Genomic DNA, 16,818 nt, shown 5'->3' with positions numbered 1-16,818 from the left:
CACCAGGGCCCCTCAAACACCCCAACACCCCCCCCCCCCCCCCTGATGTCGACCCTGACCCCCCCCCCCCCCCCCCCCCCCCCCCCCCCCTCCCCTCCCCCCCCCCCCCGCCCCCCCCCCCACCGGGGGCTACACCACCGGCTTGCCCGTCAGGCGGACACCCGCGTCGCGCAGCTGGGTCAGGGCGCGGTCCGTCGTCTCCCGGGAGACGCCCGCCGTCAGGTCCAGCAGCACATGGGTGGTGAATCCCTCGCTCGCTGCGTCCAGGGCGGTCGCCCGTACGCAGTGGTCCGTCGCGATGCCGACCACGTCGACCTCCGACACCTCGCGCGCCCTGAGCCACTCCGCGAGCCGGACCCCGTTCTCGTCGGCGCCCTCGAAGCCGCTGTACGCCGCCGCGTAGGCACCCTTGTCGAAGACCGCGTCGATCGAACCCGAGGCGACCGCGGGCGCGAAGTTCGGGTGGAAGCCCACGCCCTCCGTACCCGCCACGCAGTGCACCGGCCACGAGTGCTCGAAGTCGGGGCGCGCCGAGAAGTGGTCACCCGGATCGACGTGGTGGTCACGCGTCGCGACGACATGGCGGTAACCGGCCGTCGTCTGGCCGATCAGATCGGTGATGGCGGCGGCCACGTCGGCGCCGCCCGGCACCGCGAGGCTGCCGCCCTCGCAGAAGTCGTTCTGGACGTCCACGACTATCAGTGCGCGGTGCATGGCGGGTGTCCTTCGGTGGGGAGCGGGCGGGGGTCACCGAGCCTATGGCGTCCCGTGCCGGTTGGCCTCTCGGAGCCTGGCGTTCCCGGTCGACGTCCGTTCATGCGTGCCATACCTCCTCCGAACCTCGTGTCCGTCACATGTAGACGGTCGGGATGACCGGCTCTCCGCGCGAGAGCTGGATCGCCGACATCGGCAGCGCCGCACGTGCCTCGACGTGCCGGTCCCGGACCGCGTCCAGGGGTTCGCGCGCCACCACCTCACCGCCCTTGACCAGCTCCACCAGCAGCTGCCGGTCCAGCAGGTCCGCGGGCACCGGCCCGGTCCCGACGACCTCGGCCTCCGCGTGGCCCTCGGCGTCCACCCGCCGCGCCGCCCACTTGCGGCCGCCGACCGACGTCTTGCCGCCCGTCGACCTCTTCGCCACCGCGTGCAGCGGCGCCCCCGGATCGCCGGAGTGGGCACGGGCGACCAGTTTGTACACCATCGAGCAGGTGGGATTGCCGCTGCCGGTGACCAGCTGGGTGCCGACCCCGTACGCGTCCACCGGCGCCGCGGCCAGCGAGGCGATCGCGTACTCGTCCAGGTCGGAGGTGACCACGATCCGGGTGTTCACCGCGCCCAGCTCGTCCAGCTGCTGCCGCACCCGGTGCGCGACGAGCAGCAGGTCGCCGGAGTCGATGCGGACGGCGCCCAGCCCGGGCCCGGCGACGTCCACGGCCGTACGGACCGCCTCCGCCACGTCGTAGGTGTCCACGAGCAGCGTCGTACCGCTGCCGAGCGCGTCGACCTGCGCCTGGAACGCGTCCCGTTCGTTGTCGTGCAGCAGGGTGAAGGCGTGCGCGCTGGTGCCCACCGTCGGGATGCCGTAGCGGAACCCGGCCGCCAGGTCCGACGTGGTGTCGAAGCCGCCCACGTAGGCGGCGCGCGACGCGGCGACGGCGGCCAGTTCGTGCGTGCGGCGCGCGCCCATCTCGATCAGCGGGCGCCCGCCGGCCGCCGCCGACATCCGGGAGGCGGCGGCGGCGATCGCCGAGTCGTGGTTGAGGATCGACAGGATCACCGTCTCCAGCAGCACGCATTCGGCGAAGGAGCCCTCGACCCGCAGGATCGGCGAGCCGGGGAAGTACACATCGCCCTCCTGGTAGCCCCAGATGTCCCCGGTGAAGCGGTAGCCGGCGAGCCAGTCGAGCGTCGCGCCGTCGACGATCCCGCGCTCGCGCAGAAAGCCGATCACGTCCTCGTCGAAGCGGAAGTTCTCGACGGCGTCGAGGACCCGCCCGGTGCCCGCGACGACCCCGTAACGCCGCCCCTCGGGCAGCCGCCGGGTGAACACCTCGAAGACGGAGCGGCGCTCGGCCGTCCCCGCCCGCAGCGCCGCCCGCAGCATCGTCAGCTCGTACTGGTCGGTGAAGAGCGCGGTCGACGGAACTCCGACCCGTCGGCCGCCCTCGTCCTTCACCAGGCCCTTCTCAAGTTCCGCAGAGTTCATACGAGCGATGCTACAGGGATCTCGTCAGTTTGACGATTTCTAGGGAACGGCCGTCTTCCGGCGGGTCGGAGGCGACTCGGCGGGCTCCGGGGCCGCCGTTTGTGCGACAGGCCCCTCCGGGTGGCAGCATGGGGCTGTGAGGCTGTGCATCCCGGGGCGATTCCCGGGACCCCCGGCGGAGAAGAAGGTCGTCCCGAACCGTGAGTGTTGCCCCGACAGAGATCGAACTTCCCGAGTCGGCCGAGGAGACGTTCACCGTCCCGGAACCTGACGTGCCGTGGATGACGATCGTCCACAACGACCCGGTCAACCTCATGAGTTATGTGACCTACGTCTTCCAGACGTACTTCGGCTACTCCAAGGACAAGGCGCACAAGCTGATGCTCGACGTCCACCAGAAGGGCCGCGCCATCGTCTCCAGCGGCAGCCGCGAGGAGATGGAACGCGACGTGCAGGCCATGCACGGATACGGCCTGTGGGCCACGCTCTCCCAGGACACCCGCTGATGGCCGGGCAGTTCGAGGCGATCCCCGGAGGTGGCGCCGCCGTCGCCCTCGACGGGATCGAGATCTCGATCCTGCGCTCCCTCGCCGTCCAGCTCCTCGAACTGATCGGCCCCGGCGACGAACCGGCCGAGGGCGAGGACCCTTCCCCCGCCGTCGGCGGGGAGGCCCCATGGCCGCCCTACTTCGCGGAGGGGCCCAGCGAACCGCCGTCCGACCCCGCGCTCGCCCGGCTCTTTCCGGACGCCTACGGCTTCGGCGACGACACCGACGACGAACTGCGCGCGTACGCCTCCGAGTTCAGGCGCTTCACGGAGAACGACCTGCGTGACCGCAAGCGTGCGGACGGCCTGGCCGTCGTCCGCGGCCTGGACGCCCTCTCCGCGTCCGGCGAGGGCGGGGCCGTACTGAAGCTGACGCCCGACGACTGCCGGCACTGGCTCGGCGCGCTCAACGACCTGCGCCTGACGATCGGCAGCAGGCTGGACGTCTCCGACGAGGACGAGGGCGAGAGCCTGTACCGGCTGCCGGACTCCGACCCGCGCAAGCCGATGGTGATGGCGTACCTGTGGCTCGGGGCGCTTCAGGAGACGCTCGTCGAGACGATGATGCCGTGACGGTCCGGTGTGTGATGCCCTGACGGGTCCGCCGGTCCGGCCTCCGCGCCCCGCTCCCGCGACGGGCCCGTCACAGGGTCCGACCGCCTCCGTCACACCGTCTCCGGACGGACATGCTCCGCTTCCTCGGCGGACACTCAACTCCGGACAACGATCGCGTCACCGCCCCCGCACGCTTTGCGATTCGGGGGGAGATTCGTCCGCTTCTTCCTGTGTGCCGCGCCACAGCCGCCTCCGCGGATCGCGGCCCGGCCCGTGGTAAATCTTCACGACCACCGGCACAGGCTAGGGAGAAAGGGCGCATCACCATGACCTCCCCACAGGTCGACAACACCTCGGACAGGCCCTCCGCGGACACCTCGGAGGAGGGCTACGAACGCGGACTCGGCAGCCGCCAGGTCCAGATGATCGCGATCGGCGGCGCCATCGGCGTCGGTCTGTTCATGGGCGCCGGCGCGAACATCGCCAAGGCCGGGCCGAGCATCATCCTGATGTACGCCCTCGCCGGCGTGGTGATCTTCTTCATCATGCGGGCGCTCGGCGAACTGCTGCTCTACCGGCCGGTCTCCGGCTCCTTCGCGGAGTACGCCCGCGAGTTCCTCGGCCCGTTCTTCGGTTACGTCACCGGCTGGACGTACTGGCTCATGTGGATCGTGACCGGCATGGCCGAGCTCACGGCCGCGGCGATCTACATCCACTTCTGGTTCCCCGCGATCCCCCAGTGGGTCAGCGCCCTGGTGTTCCTCCTGGTGCTCTTCGGCGTCAACCTGATCTCCGTCAAGATCTTCGGCGAGGTCGAGTTCTGGTTCTCGATGGTCAAGGTCACCGCCATCATCGGCATGATCGTCATCGGCCTCGGCGTCCTGACCCTCGGCTTCTCCGACGCCGGCGACACCGCGGCCACCGGCAACCTCTGGCAGCACGGCGGGATCTTCCCCAACGGCATCGGCTCCAGCCTGATGACCCTCCAGGGCGTCATGTTCGCCTACCTCGCCGTCGAACTCGTCGGCGTCACGGCGGGCGAGTCCGAGAACCCGGAGAAGACGCTCCCCAAGGCGATCAACACGCTGCCGTGGCGCATCATCGTCTTCTACGTCGGCGCGCTCACCGTCATCCTCGCCGTCGTGAAGTGGACCGAGTTCAGCGAGGGCGAGAGCCCGTTCGTGCACGCGTTCGCCAGGATCGGCATTCCGCTCGGCGCCGGAATCGTCAACTTCGTCGTGCTGACGGCGGCGCTGTCGTCCTGCAACTCCGGTATGTACTCCACCGGCCGGATGCTCCGCGACCTCTCCGCCAACAAGGAGGCGCCGAAGGCCCTGGGCAGGCTCAACAGGCGCCGGACACCGGCCACCGGCATCGCGGCGTCCGTCGCGCTGATGGGCATCGGCGTCGTCCTCAACTACGTCGTCCCCGAGAAGGCGTTCCTGTACGTCACCTCGGTGGCCACCGCCGCCGGTATCTGGACCTGGATGATGATCCTCATCAGCCACATCAAGTACCGCTCCGCCGTCGTCGCGGGCCGGCTCCCGACGTCCCCGTTCCCGGCCCCGGGCGGCTCGGCCCTGAGCTGGGTGGCGCTGGCGTTCCTGTCCTTCGTGACCTGTCTGATCGCCTACGACTCCGACGCCCGTGTCTCGCTGTACGTCGGCGCGCTCTGGGCGGTGTTCCTCGTCGGCGGCTGGGCGCTGCTCAAGAGCCGCAACCCGGAACTCGCGGCGCGCGCCCCCGAGGGCCCGAACGAGCCGGAGTTCGCCAAGGCCGGCGACTGACACCCACCCCGCGACGTCCCGGCGGCTCCCCGTCGGCCGCCGGGCGTCCCGGCACCCGTCTCACCAGGTGGCCTCCGTGTCTCACACACGGAGGCCACCTGTCTATCCTTCACCCCATGCTGACCATCACCCAGGCGCTGTACGACCAGATCGTCGCCCACGCGCGGGCGGACCACCCCGACGAGGCGTGCGGCGTGATCGCGGGCCCCGAGGACAGCGACCGGCCCGAGCGCTTCATCCCGATGCTCAACGCGGCCCGCTCGCCCACGTTCTACGAGTTCGACGCGGACGACCACAAGAAGCTCGACGACGAGCTGCGCGAGCGCAACGAGGACCTGGTGGTCATCTACCACTCGCACACCGCGACCGAGGCGTACCCCTCCCGCCGGGACATCGACCTGGCGATGGAGCCGTTCGCCCACTACGTCCTGGTCTCCACCGCCGACACCGACGACATGGGCCCCTTCCAGTTCCGCTCGTACCGCATCGTCGACGGCGAGGTCACGGAGGAAGAGGTCGAGGTCGTCTGACAAACTGACGCCGTCCAGGGCGGCAGGACCCAGGAAGCCGGTGTGAATCCGGCACGGTCCCGCCACTGTGACCGGGCCCCGCGCGCGAGCGGGGGCCCGGAAGCCAGGAACTGACCTGTCGCCCTTCTCCCACCATGCCAGGGGACGCGGAAATCCCCCGGAGGAGGCCCAGTCATGCCCTCGCGACGCCACGCGCTCATACCGGCGGTCCTGCTACCGCTGCTGCTCCCGCTCGCCGCCTGCGGCGCCACCCCGGACCCCGTCCGTGCCTCCGGGGCACCGGCCGGCGGATTCCCGTACACCGTCACCAACTGCGGTGTGCGGACCACCTTCGAGGCACCCCCGAAGCGCGTGGTCACGATGAACCAGCACGTCACCGAGATCATGATCGAGCTCGGCCTCACCGACTCCCTCATCGGCACCGCCTGGCTGGACGACGCCGTCCTCCCCGCCTACCGGAAGGCGTACGACAGCGTCCCGGTCATCGCCGAGGAGTACCCCTCCAAGGAGAGACTCCTCGCCGCGAACCCCGACTTCGTCTACGGCGGCTACGCGAGCGCCTTCGCCGCCAAGGACGGCCGCACCCGCGACGAACTCAAGGACGCCGGCATCGACACCCGGCTCAACCTGGAGAGCTGCGCCGAGGGCCGGACCTCCATGGACGACGTGTTCCGCGAGGTCCGCGAGGTCGGCCGTACCTTCGGTGTCGCCGACCGCGCCGAGAAGTGGACCGCCGGAGCGCGCACCACCCTCGCCACCACCGCCGCCGCGACCGAGGACGTGGAGCCCGTCCCGGTCTTCGTCTACGACAGCGGCGACAAGACCGCGTTCACCGCGGGCGGCAGGGGCATCGGCAACGAGCTGATCCGGCGGGCCGGCGGACGCAATGTCTTCGCCGACCTCGACAAGTCCTTCGGCGACGCCACCTGGGAGCAGGTCGTGGCCCGCGAGCCCGAGACGATCGTGATCTACGACTACGGCGCCACCACCGTCGCGCAGAAGAAGAAGCGCCTGCTGGAGGACCCCGTACTGAAGGACGTCCCGGCGATCAGGAACAGGAGCTTCGCCGTCCTGCCGCTCTCCGACGCCGTCCTCGGCGTCCGCGCCCCCGCCGCCGTCCGGCGCCTCGCGGCCCAACTCCACCCAGGGGCGGGACTCTAGAGGGCTCCCGCCGTCATGACCTGCCGGACCCCGCCCGGCCACCGCCGGCTGCGGCACGCCCTCGTGCTCGCCTCGCTCGCCGTGGCCCTCGCCTGCGCCGCCGTCGCCGGGCTCGCGCTCGGCTCCGTCCGTATCCCGCCCGGTGAGGTCCTCACGATCCTCACCGGCGGCGCGGAGCCCAGTCCCTTCCGCACGATCGTCCTGGACGTGCGGCTGCCGCGCGTGCTGCTCGGCGCCGTCGTCGGCGCCGGGCTCGCCGTCGTCGGGACCGTCCTCCAGGCCCTCGTCCGCAACCGGCTGGCCGACCCGTTCCTCCTCGGCATCTCCTCGGGGGCGTCCGCCGGCGCCGTACTCGTCCTGGTCCTCGGTGTCGGCGGCGGTGTCGGCGCCGGGATCACCACCACCGTCGCCATGCCTGCGGCGGCCTTCGCCGGCTCGCTCACCGCCATGACCCTCGTCTACGCGCTGGCCAGGCGCGGCGGCACCATGACCGGCGGGCGGCTCGTACTGGCCGGGGTGACCGTCTCGTACATCCTGTCCGCGCTCACCACGCTCGTCCTGGTCGTCTCGGCCCGGCCCGAACACTTCCAGGAAGCGCTGTTCTGGTCGCTCGGCGGCCTCGGCAGCGCCCGCTGGGGCGCGCTCGCCGTCCCGGCCGTCGTCCTCGCCGCGGGCACCGCCGTCCTCATGGCGCTCGCCAGACCCCTCGACCTGCTGCTGGTGGGGGAGGAGGGCGCGACCGTACTCGGACTGGACACCGCGCGCTTCCGCGCCGCCGTGTTCGTCCTCGCCTCACTCGTCACCGGCGTCATGGTCGCCGCCAGCGGCGCCATCGGCTTCGTCGGACTGCTCGTGCCGCACGCCGCGCGCATGGCGGTCGGGGCAGCGCACCGGCCGCTGCTGCCGGTCGCCGCGCTCGGCGGCGCGGTCGTCCTCGTCGTCGCGGACCTCGCCGCCCGGACCGTCGCCGCGCCGCAGGACATCCCCGTCGGCGTCCTCACCGCCCTCATCGGCGGCCCGTTCTTCCTGTGGCTGATGCGCCGCCGTCCCGAAGGAGCCCCCGTATGAGCGACCGAACGGCCGCCTCGCTGCGGATCGAGGGACTCTCCTACGGAACGGGAGACGGCCGGCACCTCGTCGACGCCGTCGATCTCACCGCCGCACCGGGCGAGACCGTCGGACTCGTCGGCCCCAACGGCAGCGGCAAGACCACCCTGCTGCGCTGTGTGTACGGGGCGCTGCGCCCCACCCACGGCCGGGCGCTGCTGGACGGCGACGACCTGCACACCATGACCGCCAAGGAGCGCGCCCGGCGCGTGGGCACCGTCCCGCAGGACGGGCAGACCGACTTCGAGCTGACCGTCCGCGAGGTCGTCGCGATGGGCCGCTCCCCGCACCGGCGCTTCTGGGAGGCGGACACGGCGGCCGACACCGCGCTCGCCGACGCCGCGCTCGACCGGGTCGGCATCGCGCCCCTCGCCCACCGCGCCTTCCCCTCCCTCTCCGGCGGCGAACGCCAGCGGGCCCTCGTCGCCCGCGCACTGGTCCAGCGGCCCGCGCTCTTCGTCCTGGACGAGCCCACCAACCATCTGGACATCCGTTACCAGCTCGAAGTCCTCACCCTGATGCGGGAGTCGGCGGCGACCAAGCTGCTCGCCCTGCACGACCTGAATCTCGCCGCGTACTACTGCGACCGCCTCTACGTACTCGAAGCCGGTGCCGTCGTCGCGTCCGGGACCCCGGCCGAGGTCCTGACCCCCGCCCTCCTCGCGGCCGTCTACGAGGTGGAGGCCGAGGTCGCACCGCACCCCCGGACCGGCGCCCCCACCGTCGTCTATCTGCCCCAGCCGCCGGTCCCGTCCATCTGACGAACACCGAACGTCCGGAATGAGAGACGGCATACCGGGATGCGGACCGGGAATCGATACGATGACCCCATGGTTTCCCACGACGTGAGCGACAAGACGCCCGGCGAACTGCTGGTCGCGCGGCTGCACGTCGACCTGTGCCGCCTCGCCAGCGCCATGTGTACGGTCGGCGCTGCCGCCTGAGCCCGGCGGAAACGCCCGTCCCGAGCACCACCCCCCGCGCGGGGGCAGAGCCGCGCGCCCGTCACGCCTCTTCTCCGACAGGAGCACACGCCATGGCCATCGAGGTCCGCATTCCGACCATCCTCCGCACCTACACCGACGGAGCCAAGGCCGTCGAAGGCACCGGTGACACGATCGCGGCGCTGCTCACGGACCTCGAATCCCGCCACACGGGCATCCGCGAGCGCATCGTCGACGGCGCCAACGGCGACCAGCTCCGCCGCTTCGTCAACGTCTACCTCAACGACGAGGACGTCCGCTTCCTGGACGGCATCTCCACCAAGCTCACCGACGGCGACAGCGTCACCATCCTCCCCGCCGTCGCGGGCGGCGCGCCCGAGAAGCCGATGCCCGACACGCACACGCTCTGATGCGGTACGACTCCCCGCTCGCGGTCGTCGGCGACACCCCCCTCGTACGGCTGCCCCGGCTCTCCCCGTCGGACGACGTCCGGCTCTGGGCCAAGCTGGAGGACCGCAACCCGACCGGCTCCGTCAAGGACCGCCCGGCGCTGCGCATGGTCGAACAGGCCGAGAAGGACGGCAGGCTCACACCGGGCTGCACGATCCTGGAGCCCACCAGCGGCAACACCGGCATCTCCCTCGCCATGGCCGCCAAGCTCAAGGGCTACAAGATCATCTGCGTGATGCCGGAGAACACCTCTCAGGAGCGCCGCGAGCTGCTCGCCATGTGGGGCGCCGAGATCATCCCGTCCCCGGCGGCGGGCGGCTCCAACACGGCCGTGCGCGTCGCCAAGGAGCTGGCCGCCGAGAACCCCGGCTGGGTGATGCTCTACCAGTACGGCAACCCGGACAACGCGGGCGCCCACTACGCCACCACCGGCCCCGAGATCCTCGCCGACCTGCCGTCCGTCACCCACTTCGTGGCGGGCCTCGGCACCACCGGCACCCTGATGGGCGTCGGCCGCTACCTGCGCGAGCAGAAGCCCGACGTCAGGATCGTCGCGGCCGAGCCGCGCTACGACGACCTCGTGTACGGCCTGCGCAACCTCGACGAGGGCTTCGTCCCCGAGCTGTACGACGAGTCCGTCCTCACCAGCCGCTACTCCGTCGGCTCCGCCGACGCCGTCACCCGCACCCGCCAACTGCTCCAGCGGGAAGGCATCTTCGCTGGCGTCTCCACCGGCGCCGCCCTGCACGCGGCGATCGGGCTCGGCAACAAGGCCGTCAAGGCGGGCGAGAGCGCCGACATCGTCTTCGTCGTCGCCGACGGCGGCTGGAAGTACCTCTCCACCGGCGTCTACACGGCCGCCACGGACGAAGAGGCGATCGAGACGCTCCAGGGCCAGCTCTGGGCCTGAGCCGTCCTTCGCACGGGCGCCGGGCGGGCCTGCTCACGGTCCGCCCGGTCCGGCCCGGTCCACACCACTCCCCCCGGGGGGACGCCGGTCGGCGTGCGGGCCGGACCGGGTTTGTTGCCCGACGGACTCGTCAAGAGCGGAGCGGTCCGGCCTCCGTTGGTCCCGGCCGCCCCTGAACGGGCTTGCGCCGTGGGCCTGTTCGCCGACCGCGCCACCGCCCTCGCGGCACGCGCGCCCGGGGCGCGTCCCGGAAGGCGCCCGAACCGGCGCGGGCCGGGCCCGTCACCGTGCCAGATGCCGCACCTGTCGCCACAGCCCCGGATCCGCCGGCCCCACCCGCCGGCGGAACGCCTTCGCGTCGACCCTCCGCAGCTCGTCCGTCTCCAGGAAGCTGCGCCGTCCGTCCGCGTCGCCCACCGCCTCCGGCGGAAGCGGGATCACACCGGGGCGCTCCTCGTGGAACTTACTGGTGATCTTCGCGACCAGCACCGTACGGCCCCGTACCGAGAGCACCAGACAGGGCCGGTCCTTCGCCCCGGGCCCGTCCTCGTACGGCACCATCGCCCACCAGATCTCACCCGGCCTGGGCTCGCGGTTCCCGGTCTTCGTGCCACTTCCCGCGCCGGTCCCGCCGCCCGTCCTCCTCCCGGCGGGCCCCCGCGGCGGCCTGCGATCCGTGCCGCCCGGCGGCCGGGTGCGCCGGGAGCGCCCGCGCGGGGGCCGCGGGCCGCGACCGCGCCCGTCCACCACCGTGGCGACCATCGCGAGCACCACCACGACGATCAGAGCCACCCACCAGGTCGTGTTCATGCCCCAGACCGTACCCGCGCGATTCCCGGCCATGTGCCCCGCGATCCCCGCCCCGCCGCCCGCGCCGAGGTCCGCCCGAACCGGTGACAGAGCAGGTGAGTTCCCCCACAACGGACCGGTGTGGAGGAGCGACCAGCCCTTTGGCGCTTTACGCTCGACAGACCGAACGACCCCCGTCGCCCCCCTTCCACGCCACGGAGGTTCACGCTCCATGAAGCTCACCGTCGTCGGCTGCTCGGGCTCCTTCCCCTCCGTGGGATCGGCCTGCTCCAGCTACCTCGTAGAGGCCGACGGCTTCCGGCTGCTCCTCGACATGGGCAACGGTGCCCTCGGCGAGTTGCAGCGTCACTGTGGTCTCTACGACCTCGACGCCATCTTCCTCAGCCATCTCCACGCCGACCACTGCATCGACATGTGCGGCTACTTCGTCGTCCGCTACTACCGCCACGACGGCGGACGCTGCGACACCATCCCCGTCTACGGCCCCGACGGCACCGAGCAGCGCCTGACCACCGCGCACGCCGACACCCCGACGGAGAAGTCCATGAGCGAGGTGTTCGACTTCCACACGCTCAAGCCGGGCTCCTTCGAGATCGGGCCCTTCTCGGTCCGTACGGAGAAGCTGGCCCACCCCGTCGACACGTTCGGCATCCGGGTCGAGCACGACGGCAGGTCGCTCACCTACTCCGGGGACACCGGCGTCAGCGAGGCCCTGGTGGAGCTGGCGCACGACACGGACCTGTTCCTCTGCGAAGCCGCGTTCACCTACGGCAAGGAGGACATCCCGGGGCTCCACCTCAACGGCCGTGAGGCCGGCGAGCACGCCGCCCGCGCGCGGGCACGAAGACTCGTCCTCACCCACATCCCGCCGTGGACGGACGCCGAGCGGAATCTGAACGACGCGCGGGCGGAGTACGGCGGACCGGCCGAACTCGCCACGCCCGGCGCGGTGTACGAGATCTGAGCCGCGGGCTCCGGACGGCGGTCGCCGAACGCGCCCGATCCGGACCGCGGAACCGTGCCGGACATCCCCGTCCACGATTCCCGCGCTATGAGCCATGGCATGACGGTGCCCCCGGCCTCTGCGGCCGGGGGCACCGTCGCGCGCTCGCGCGGAGGTCCTACTTCGCCTCGGCCTTCTGGAGTTCCGCCAGTTCCTCGTCCGTCTCCCGGCCGGGCGTCGGCAGGTTGAACCTGACGATGGCGAAGCGGAAGACCGCGTAGTAGACGGCCGCGAAACAGAGTCCGACCAGGGCCAGGCCCCACGGATTCGTCGCGATCCCCAGGTTGAGGAAGAAGTCGACCGCGCCGGCGGAGAAGCCGAAGCCGTCCTTCATGCCCAGGCCCCAGGTCAGCGCCATGGAGACACCGGTCAGCACCGCGTGGATCGCGTACAGCACCGGCGCGATGAACATGAACGTGAACTCGATCGGCTCGGTCACACCGGTGACGAAGGCGGTGAGCGCGAGCGAGAACATCATGCCGCCGACGACCTTGCGGCGCTCGGGCCGGGCGCAGTGGTAGATCGCGAGACAGGCGGCGGGCAGCGCGAACATCATGATCGGGAAGAAGCCGGTCATGAACTGTCCGGCCGACGGGTCCCCGGCGAGGAAGCGAGCGATGTCACCGCTCTTGCCCTCGTACGAACCGGCCTGGAACCACGGGAACGAGTTCAGCAGGTGGTGCATGCCGATCGGGATCAGCGCCCGGTTCGCGACGCCGAAGATACCGGCGCCCGCGGCGCCCGAGCCGACCAGCCACTCACCGAAGTTGTGCAGACCGGCGCCGAGCACCGGCCAGATGAGGCCGAAGGCGATGCCGATGAGCAGACCGGCGAAGGCCGACAGGATCGGGACCAGGCGACGGCCGCCGAAGAAGCCCGCCCAGTCGGGCAGCTTCGTCCGGTAGAACTTCTGGTAGAGCAGGGCGACCACGATGCCCATCACGACACCGCCGAGGACACCCGCGTTCACGGGGGCGTCCGACATGACTATCTTGCCGTCGACGACGTTCGCGACCTGCGGCAGATTTCCGTCCGTGAAGGTGGCGAGGACCTTCTGGAAGACCAGATAGCCGGTGACGGCGGCCAGCGCGGTGGAGCCGTCCGACTTCCTGGCGAAGCCGATGGCGATGCCGACGGCGAACAGCAGCGGCATGTTGTCGAGGATCGCGCCGCCGCCCGCCGCCATGTAACCGGCGATCTTGGTGACGAAGGCGGGGAACGACTCGCGCCCGAGCATGTCGGGGTTGCCGAGACGCACCAGCAGGGCGCCGGCCGGCAGCACCGCGACCGGCAGCATGAGGCTGCGGCCGATGCGCTGCATGACGGACATCACGCCGGAGCCCTTTTTGTTCGCCGCGGGGGCGGCGCTGGCCGTGGACATCAACTTCCTCCAGAGGACAAGGCACCGCCGCTGAGCAGGCACGATGAGGATCGGCGGTGACCCGGGAACACGGCGCGCGGCCATGTGGTCTACACCTATGAGTGGTGTAGACCATTTGTAACACGGTGAGGGTTGAATAAGGAACCTTCGAATCCTCTCGATCCGGACTCGATGGTTCAGGCCGGCGGCCGGGCCGCCGCGGGCGCACGGAAGGGCCCCCGGACCTCATGGTCCGGGGGCCCTTCCAGGGGCTCCGCGCGGGTCACGGCGGGTGGTCCGGCGCCACTGCTCACCCGCCGTCCCCGCTCACCCCTCACCCTCCCCGGCGGCACGCTTCCCTCACTTGCCCGTGTTCCGCCGCTCGACCTCCTCCTCCAGCTCCACCGGCTCCCGACCCGGGGTCGGGATGTCGAACTTCGTGATCGCGAACCGGAACAGCGTGTAGTAGACGACCGCGAAGCAGAGCCCGATCGGGATGATCAGCCAGGGCTTGGTGTCCAGATGCCAGTTGACGACGTAGTCGATCAGCCCGGCCGAGAAGCTGAACCCGGCGTGCACGCCGAGCGCCCAGGTGATCGCCATCGACGCACCCGTCAACAGCGCGTGCAGCCCGTACAGCAGCGGCGCGGCGAACATGAACGAGAACTCCAGCGGCTCCGTGACCCCCGTCACGAACGAGGTCAGCGCCACCGAGACCATCAGGCCCGTCACCTCCTTGCGCCGCTCGGGCCGCGCGCAGTGCGCGATCGCCAGCGCGGCGGCCGGCAGCCCGAACATCATGATCGGGAAGAAGCCCGACATGAACTGACCCGCCGTCGGGTCCTGCGCGAAGAACCGCGTCAGGTCGCCCTGGACCACGGTCCCGTCCTCCGTGGTGAACTCGCCCGCCTGGAACCAGAAGAAGGTGTTCAGGAACTGGTGCATCCCGATCGGGATCAGCAGCCGGTTCGCGACACCGAAGATGCCCGCGCCCCACGCGCCCAGATTGATCAGGTGCTTCGCGAACGCCGTCAGCGCGTCACCCACCGGCTGCCACAGCAGCCCGAACAGCACACCGAGGATCACCCCGAGGAACGCCATCAGGATCGGCACCAGACGGCGGCCGTTGAAGAAACCGAGCCAGTCCACCAGCCTCGTACGGTGGAAACGCTGCCAGACCACCGCCGTGAGCAGCCCGATCAGAATGCCGCCGAGCACCCCCGGATTCTGCGGTTCCCCGTCCGGCAGTTCGGCGGTGACCGTGCCGTCGGCCGGGAACGCCGCCAGTACGTTGTGGTAGACGAGGAAGCCCGCGACGGCCGCCAGCGCCGTGGACCCGTCGGCCCGCTTGGCGAAGCCGATCGCGACCCCGATGCAGAACAGCAGCGGCAGCCCGAAGCTCCCGTCCAGGATCGCGTTGCCGCCCTGGAGGAAGACCTTGGTGGTCCGGTCCCAGAAGGGGCCGTGCAGATACGCCGCGAAGAGATTGCCCAGGCTGACGAGCAGGCCCGCCGCCGGCAGCACGGCCACCGGGAGCTGGAGGCTGCGCCCCACCTTCTGGAGCCCCTGGAAGAGACCGTTCCACCGCCGCCGTCGGTGCGCCGCCGGGGGAGTGGCCGACGCCTCGGCACCCGTCGAACCCATCGGCGTCCTCCCGTGGCACAGTGGTGTAGACCAGTTGCGATACGCTCCCCGGGCCGGGCCGCGGGCGGCGTGTCGCCGGTGACCGTCATCTTTCGGTACGGGGCGGTCACCCGCCCGTGAAGATGGGCCAACCGTGAGTTACCGTGAAAAATCGGATCCACGGTGAACCGGGACCCCACCCCTTGGACAGCAGGGAGCAAGACATGGCCAGCAAGGCTGAGAAGATCGTCGCCGGGCTCGGCGGAATCGAGAACATCGAAGAGGTCGAAGGCTGCATCACCCGCCTCCGTACCGAGGTGGTGGACCCGGCCAAGGTCGACGAGGTCGCGCTCAAGGCCGCCGGCGCACACGGCGTCGTCAAGATGGGCACCGCGATCCAGGTCGTCATCGGCACGGACGCCGACCCGATCGCCGCCGACATCGAGGACATGATGTAGGCGCCGGGCGAAGCCCGCCGAGGGGCCCGATCCCGGACAACCGCCGTACCCGGGCGGAGAACCGGAACCGGGCCCGATCCCAACGGCGGGCCCCAACCCCCCGGTCAGGTCCCGCTAGGCTCACGGCCATGTCTCGAATCGACGGCCGCACCCCCGAACAGCTCCGCCCCGTCACCATCGAACGCGGATGGAGCAAGCACGCCGAAGGATCCGTACTCATCTCCTTCGGCGACACCAAGGTCCTCTGCACCGCCTCCGTGACGGAAGGCGTCCCGCGCTGGCGCAAGGGCAGCGGCGAAGGCTGGGTCACCGCCGAGTACTCGATGCTGCCCCGCGCCACCAACACCCGCGGCGACCGCGAGGCCGTCCGCGGCAAGATCGGCGGGCGCACCCACGAGATCTCCCGTCTCATCGGCCGTTCACTGCGCGCGGTCGTCGACTACAAGGCCCTCGGCGAGAACACGATCGTCGTCGACTGCGACGTCCTCCAAGCCGACGGCGGCACCCGCACCGCCGCCATCACCGGCGCGTACGTCGCCCTCGCCGACGCCGTCGAATGGGCCAGGGGCAAGAAGATCGTCAGGGCCGGCCGCAAGCCCCTGACCGGAACGGTCTCCGCCGTCAGCGTCGGCATCGTCGACGGCGCCCCCCTCCTCGACCTCTGTTACGAGGAGGACGTGCGCGCCGACACCGACATGAACGTCGTCTGCACCGGCGACGGCCGCTTCGTCGAGGTCCAGGGCACCGCCGAGGCCGAGCCCTTCGACCGCGAGGAACTCGGCACCCTCCTCGACCTCGCCACCAGCGGCTGCGCCGAACTCGCCGCGCTCCAGAGCGCTGTCCTGGAACAGACCCTCGAAAGGTAAAGAGGCAACCAAGAGGCGGGGTCCCGCGTCGTTACTGTCGCGACTCTCAAGGGCGGACGGACCTGCCGTACCGCCCTTCCGCACCAAGGGAGGGAACCGACCCATGGCCTCGCGCCGACGCACCGCGGTGACCACAGCCGCCGTCCTGCTCACGCTCACGGGGGCGGCCGGCTGCGGCGCACTCGACAAGGCCCTCGACTGCGTCCAGACCGCCGACGCCATAGCCACCAGCGTCGACAAGCTCCAACAGGCCATCTCCACCGCGACGGACGACCCGACGCAGGCCGAAGAGGCCCTGAACGACATCGACACCGAACTCGACAACCTCAAGGACAAGACCGACAACGCCGACCTCAGCAAGGCGGTCGAGGACCTCGACACCGGCGTCGGCACCGTCCGCGAGGCGATCGAGAGCGGCGACGCCACCCCCGACCTCACCCCCGTGACGGACGCGGCCGCCGAGATAGGCAAGGTCTGCACCCCGTGACGGACCTCCCGGCC

19 protein-coding genes and 1 riboswitch are annotated in these 16,818 nt (G+C 70.9%); of the genes, 14 read left to right on the top strand and 5 right to left on the bottom strand.

All coding sequences use genetic code 11. The annotated features are described in order from the left end of the window. Nucleotides 1–129 precede the first annotated feature (129 nt). Nucleotides 130–714 carry an isochorismatase family protein gene (locus ACZ61E_RS15505; protein WP_469700147.1) on the bottom strand — a complete coding sequence of 195 codons (585 nt, stop codon included), beginning with the start codon at nt 712–714 and terminating at the stop codon, nt 130–132. 136 nt (nt 715–850) lie between these two features. Next, on the bottom strand, nt 851–2,206 hold the full coding sequence (locus ACZ61E_RS15500) for a nicotinate phosphoribosyltransferase (protein WP_469700146.1): 1,356 nt from the start codon (nt 2,204–2,206) through the stop codon (nt 851–853). 200 nt (nt 2,207–2,406) lie between these two features. On the opposite strand from ACZ61E_RS15500, the gene clpS reads away from it, so the two are divergent. The 10 genes from clpS to ACZ61E_RS15450 all read left to right on the top strand — a co-directional run bounded on the left by clpS (nt 2,407) and on the right by ACZ61E_RS15450 (nt 10,197). Continuing rightward, entirely contained in the window at nt 2,407–2,712 is a 306-nt protein-coding gene (gene clpS / locus ACZ61E_RS15495; protein ID WP_469700145.1) for an ATP-dependent Clp protease adapter ClpS, read from the top strand. Continuing rightward, nucleotides 2,712–3,326, top strand: a complete 615-nt coding sequence (locus ACZ61E_RS15490) for a DUF2017 domain-containing protein (RefSeq protein WP_469700144.1) — start codon at nt 2,712–2,714, stop codon at nt 3,324–3,326. The genes clpS and ACZ61E_RS15490 overlap by 1 nt, the downstream gene beginning before the upstream one ends. 308 nt (nt 3,327–3,634) lie before the next feature. Next, nucleotides 3,635–5,095, top strand: a complete 1,461-nt coding sequence (locus tag ACZ61E_RS15485) for an amino acid permease (protein ID WP_469700143.1) — start codon at nt 3,635–3,637, stop codon at nt 5,093–5,095. Nucleotides 5,096–5,211: 116 nt separating this feature from the next. Then, complete coding sequence (locus ACZ61E_RS15480) at nt 5,212–5,625, top strand: M67 family metallopeptidase (protein ID WP_469700142.1); 414 nt, start codon at nt 5,212–5,214, stop codon at nt 5,623–5,625. Continuing rightward, nucleotides 5,606–5,758, top strand: a riboswitch (cobalamin riboswitch). Its footprint overlaps the gene before it by 20 nt. A 41-nt stretch (nt 5,759–5,799) precedes the next feature. After that, complete coding sequence (locus ACZ61E_RS15475) at nt 5,800–6,786, top strand: ABC transporter substrate-binding protein (protein ID WP_469700141.1); 987 nt, start codon at nt 5,800–5,802, stop codon at nt 6,784–6,786. A 15-nt stretch (nt 6,787–6,801) separates the two neighbouring features. Continuing rightward, the gene (locus ACZ61E_RS15470; RefSeq protein ID WP_469700140.1) at nt 6,802–7,854 is read left to right on the top strand and encodes a FecCD family ABC transporter permease; all 1,053 of its coding nucleotides are present in this window, start codon (nt 6,802–6,804) and stop codon (nt 7,852–7,854) included. After that, a complete protein-coding gene (locus ACZ61E_RS15465) occupies nt 7,851–8,654 on the top strand; it encodes an ABC transporter ATP-binding protein (RefSeq protein WP_469700139.1) in 804 nt (267 codons plus the stop codon). The genes ACZ61E_RS15470 and ACZ61E_RS15465 overlap by 4 nt, the downstream gene beginning before the upstream one ends. Nucleotides 8,655–8,723: 69 nt before the next feature. Next, nucleotides 8,724–8,837 (top strand): putative leader peptide, encoded by a 114-nt coding sequence (locus ACZ61E_RS15460; protein ID WP_469700138.1) that lies wholly within the window; start codon nt 8,724–8,726, stop codon nt 8,835–8,837. Between the two features lie 92 nt (nt 8,838–8,929). After that, nucleotides 8,930–9,247, top strand: coding sequence for a MoaD/ThiS family protein (locus ACZ61E_RS15455; protein WP_469700137.1), 318 nt, complete (start codon nt 8,930–8,932; stop codon nt 9,245–9,247). Continuing rightward, the gene (locus tag ACZ61E_RS15450; protein ID WP_469700136.1) at nt 9,247–10,197 is read left to right on the top strand and encodes a PLP-dependent cysteine synthase family protein; all 951 of its coding nucleotides are present in this window, start codon (nt 9,247–9,249) and stop codon (nt 10,195–10,197) included. The genes ACZ61E_RS15455 and ACZ61E_RS15450 overlap by 1 nt, the downstream gene beginning before the upstream one ends. A gap of 282 nt (nt 10,198–10,479) precedes the next feature. Here ACZ61E_RS15450 and ACZ61E_RS15445 read toward each other — a convergent pair whose 3' ends face one another. After that, nucleotides 10,480–11,007 (bottom strand): type II toxin-antitoxin system PemK/MazF family toxin, encoded by a 528-nt coding sequence (locus tag ACZ61E_RS15445; protein ID WP_469700135.1) that lies wholly within the window; start codon nt 11,005–11,007, stop codon nt 10,480–10,482. Nucleotides 11,008–11,218: 211 nt separating this feature from the next. Between ACZ61E_RS15445 and ACZ61E_RS15440 the strand changes: the two genes are divergently transcribed. Then, on the top strand, nt 11,219–11,971 hold the full coding sequence (locus tag ACZ61E_RS15440; RefSeq protein ID WP_078077132.1) for an MBL fold metallo-hydrolase: 753 nt from the start codon (nt 11,219–11,221) through the stop codon (nt 11,969–11,971). Between the two features lie 157 nt (nt 11,972–12,128). On the opposite strand, the gene ACZ61E_RS15435 is transcribed toward ACZ61E_RS15440, so the two are convergent. Beyond that, a complete protein-coding gene (locus tag ACZ61E_RS15435) occupies nt 12,129–13,391 on the bottom strand; it encodes a PTS transporter subunit EIIC (protein ID WP_469700134.1) in 1,263 nt (420 codons plus the stop codon). Between the two features lie 339 nt (nt 13,392–13,730). After that, on the bottom strand, nt 13,731–15,014 hold the full coding sequence (locus ACZ61E_RS15430; RefSeq protein WP_469700133.1) for a PTS transporter subunit EIIC: 1,284 nt from the start codon (nt 15,012–15,014) through the stop codon (nt 13,731–13,733). Nucleotides 15,015–15,217: 203 nt separating this feature from the next. Between ACZ61E_RS15430 and ACZ61E_RS15425 the strand changes: the two genes are divergently transcribed. The 3 genes from ACZ61E_RS15425 (at nt 15,218) to ACZ61E_RS15415 (ending at nt 16,804) form a co-directional block, all read left to right on the top strand. Further along, complete coding sequence (locus ACZ61E_RS15425) at nt 15,218–15,451, top strand: PTS sugar transporter subunit IIB (protein ID WP_078077135.1); 234 nt, start codon at nt 15,218–15,220, stop codon at nt 15,449–15,451. A gap of 128 nt (nt 15,452–15,579) precedes the next feature. Then, nucleotides 15,580–16,317, top strand: coding sequence for a ribonuclease PH (rph, locus tag ACZ61E_RS15420; RefSeq protein ID WP_469700132.1), 738 nt, complete (start codon nt 15,580–15,582; stop codon nt 16,315–16,317). A 103-nt stretch (nt 16,318–16,420) separates the two neighbouring features. Then, nucleotides 16,421–16,804 (top strand): hypothetical protein, encoded by a 384-nt coding sequence (locus ACZ61E_RS15415; RefSeq protein ID WP_469700131.1) that lies wholly within the window; start codon nt 16,421–16,423, stop codon nt 16,802–16,804. Nucleotides 16,805–16,818: the final 14 nt, after the last annotated feature.

The sequence above is a fragment of the Streptomyces sp. NPDC104581 genome, from assembly GCF_055583685.1.
Note: the sequence above shows the minus strand (reverse complement) of the source record. Positions and strands in the feature narration are given on the sequence as shown.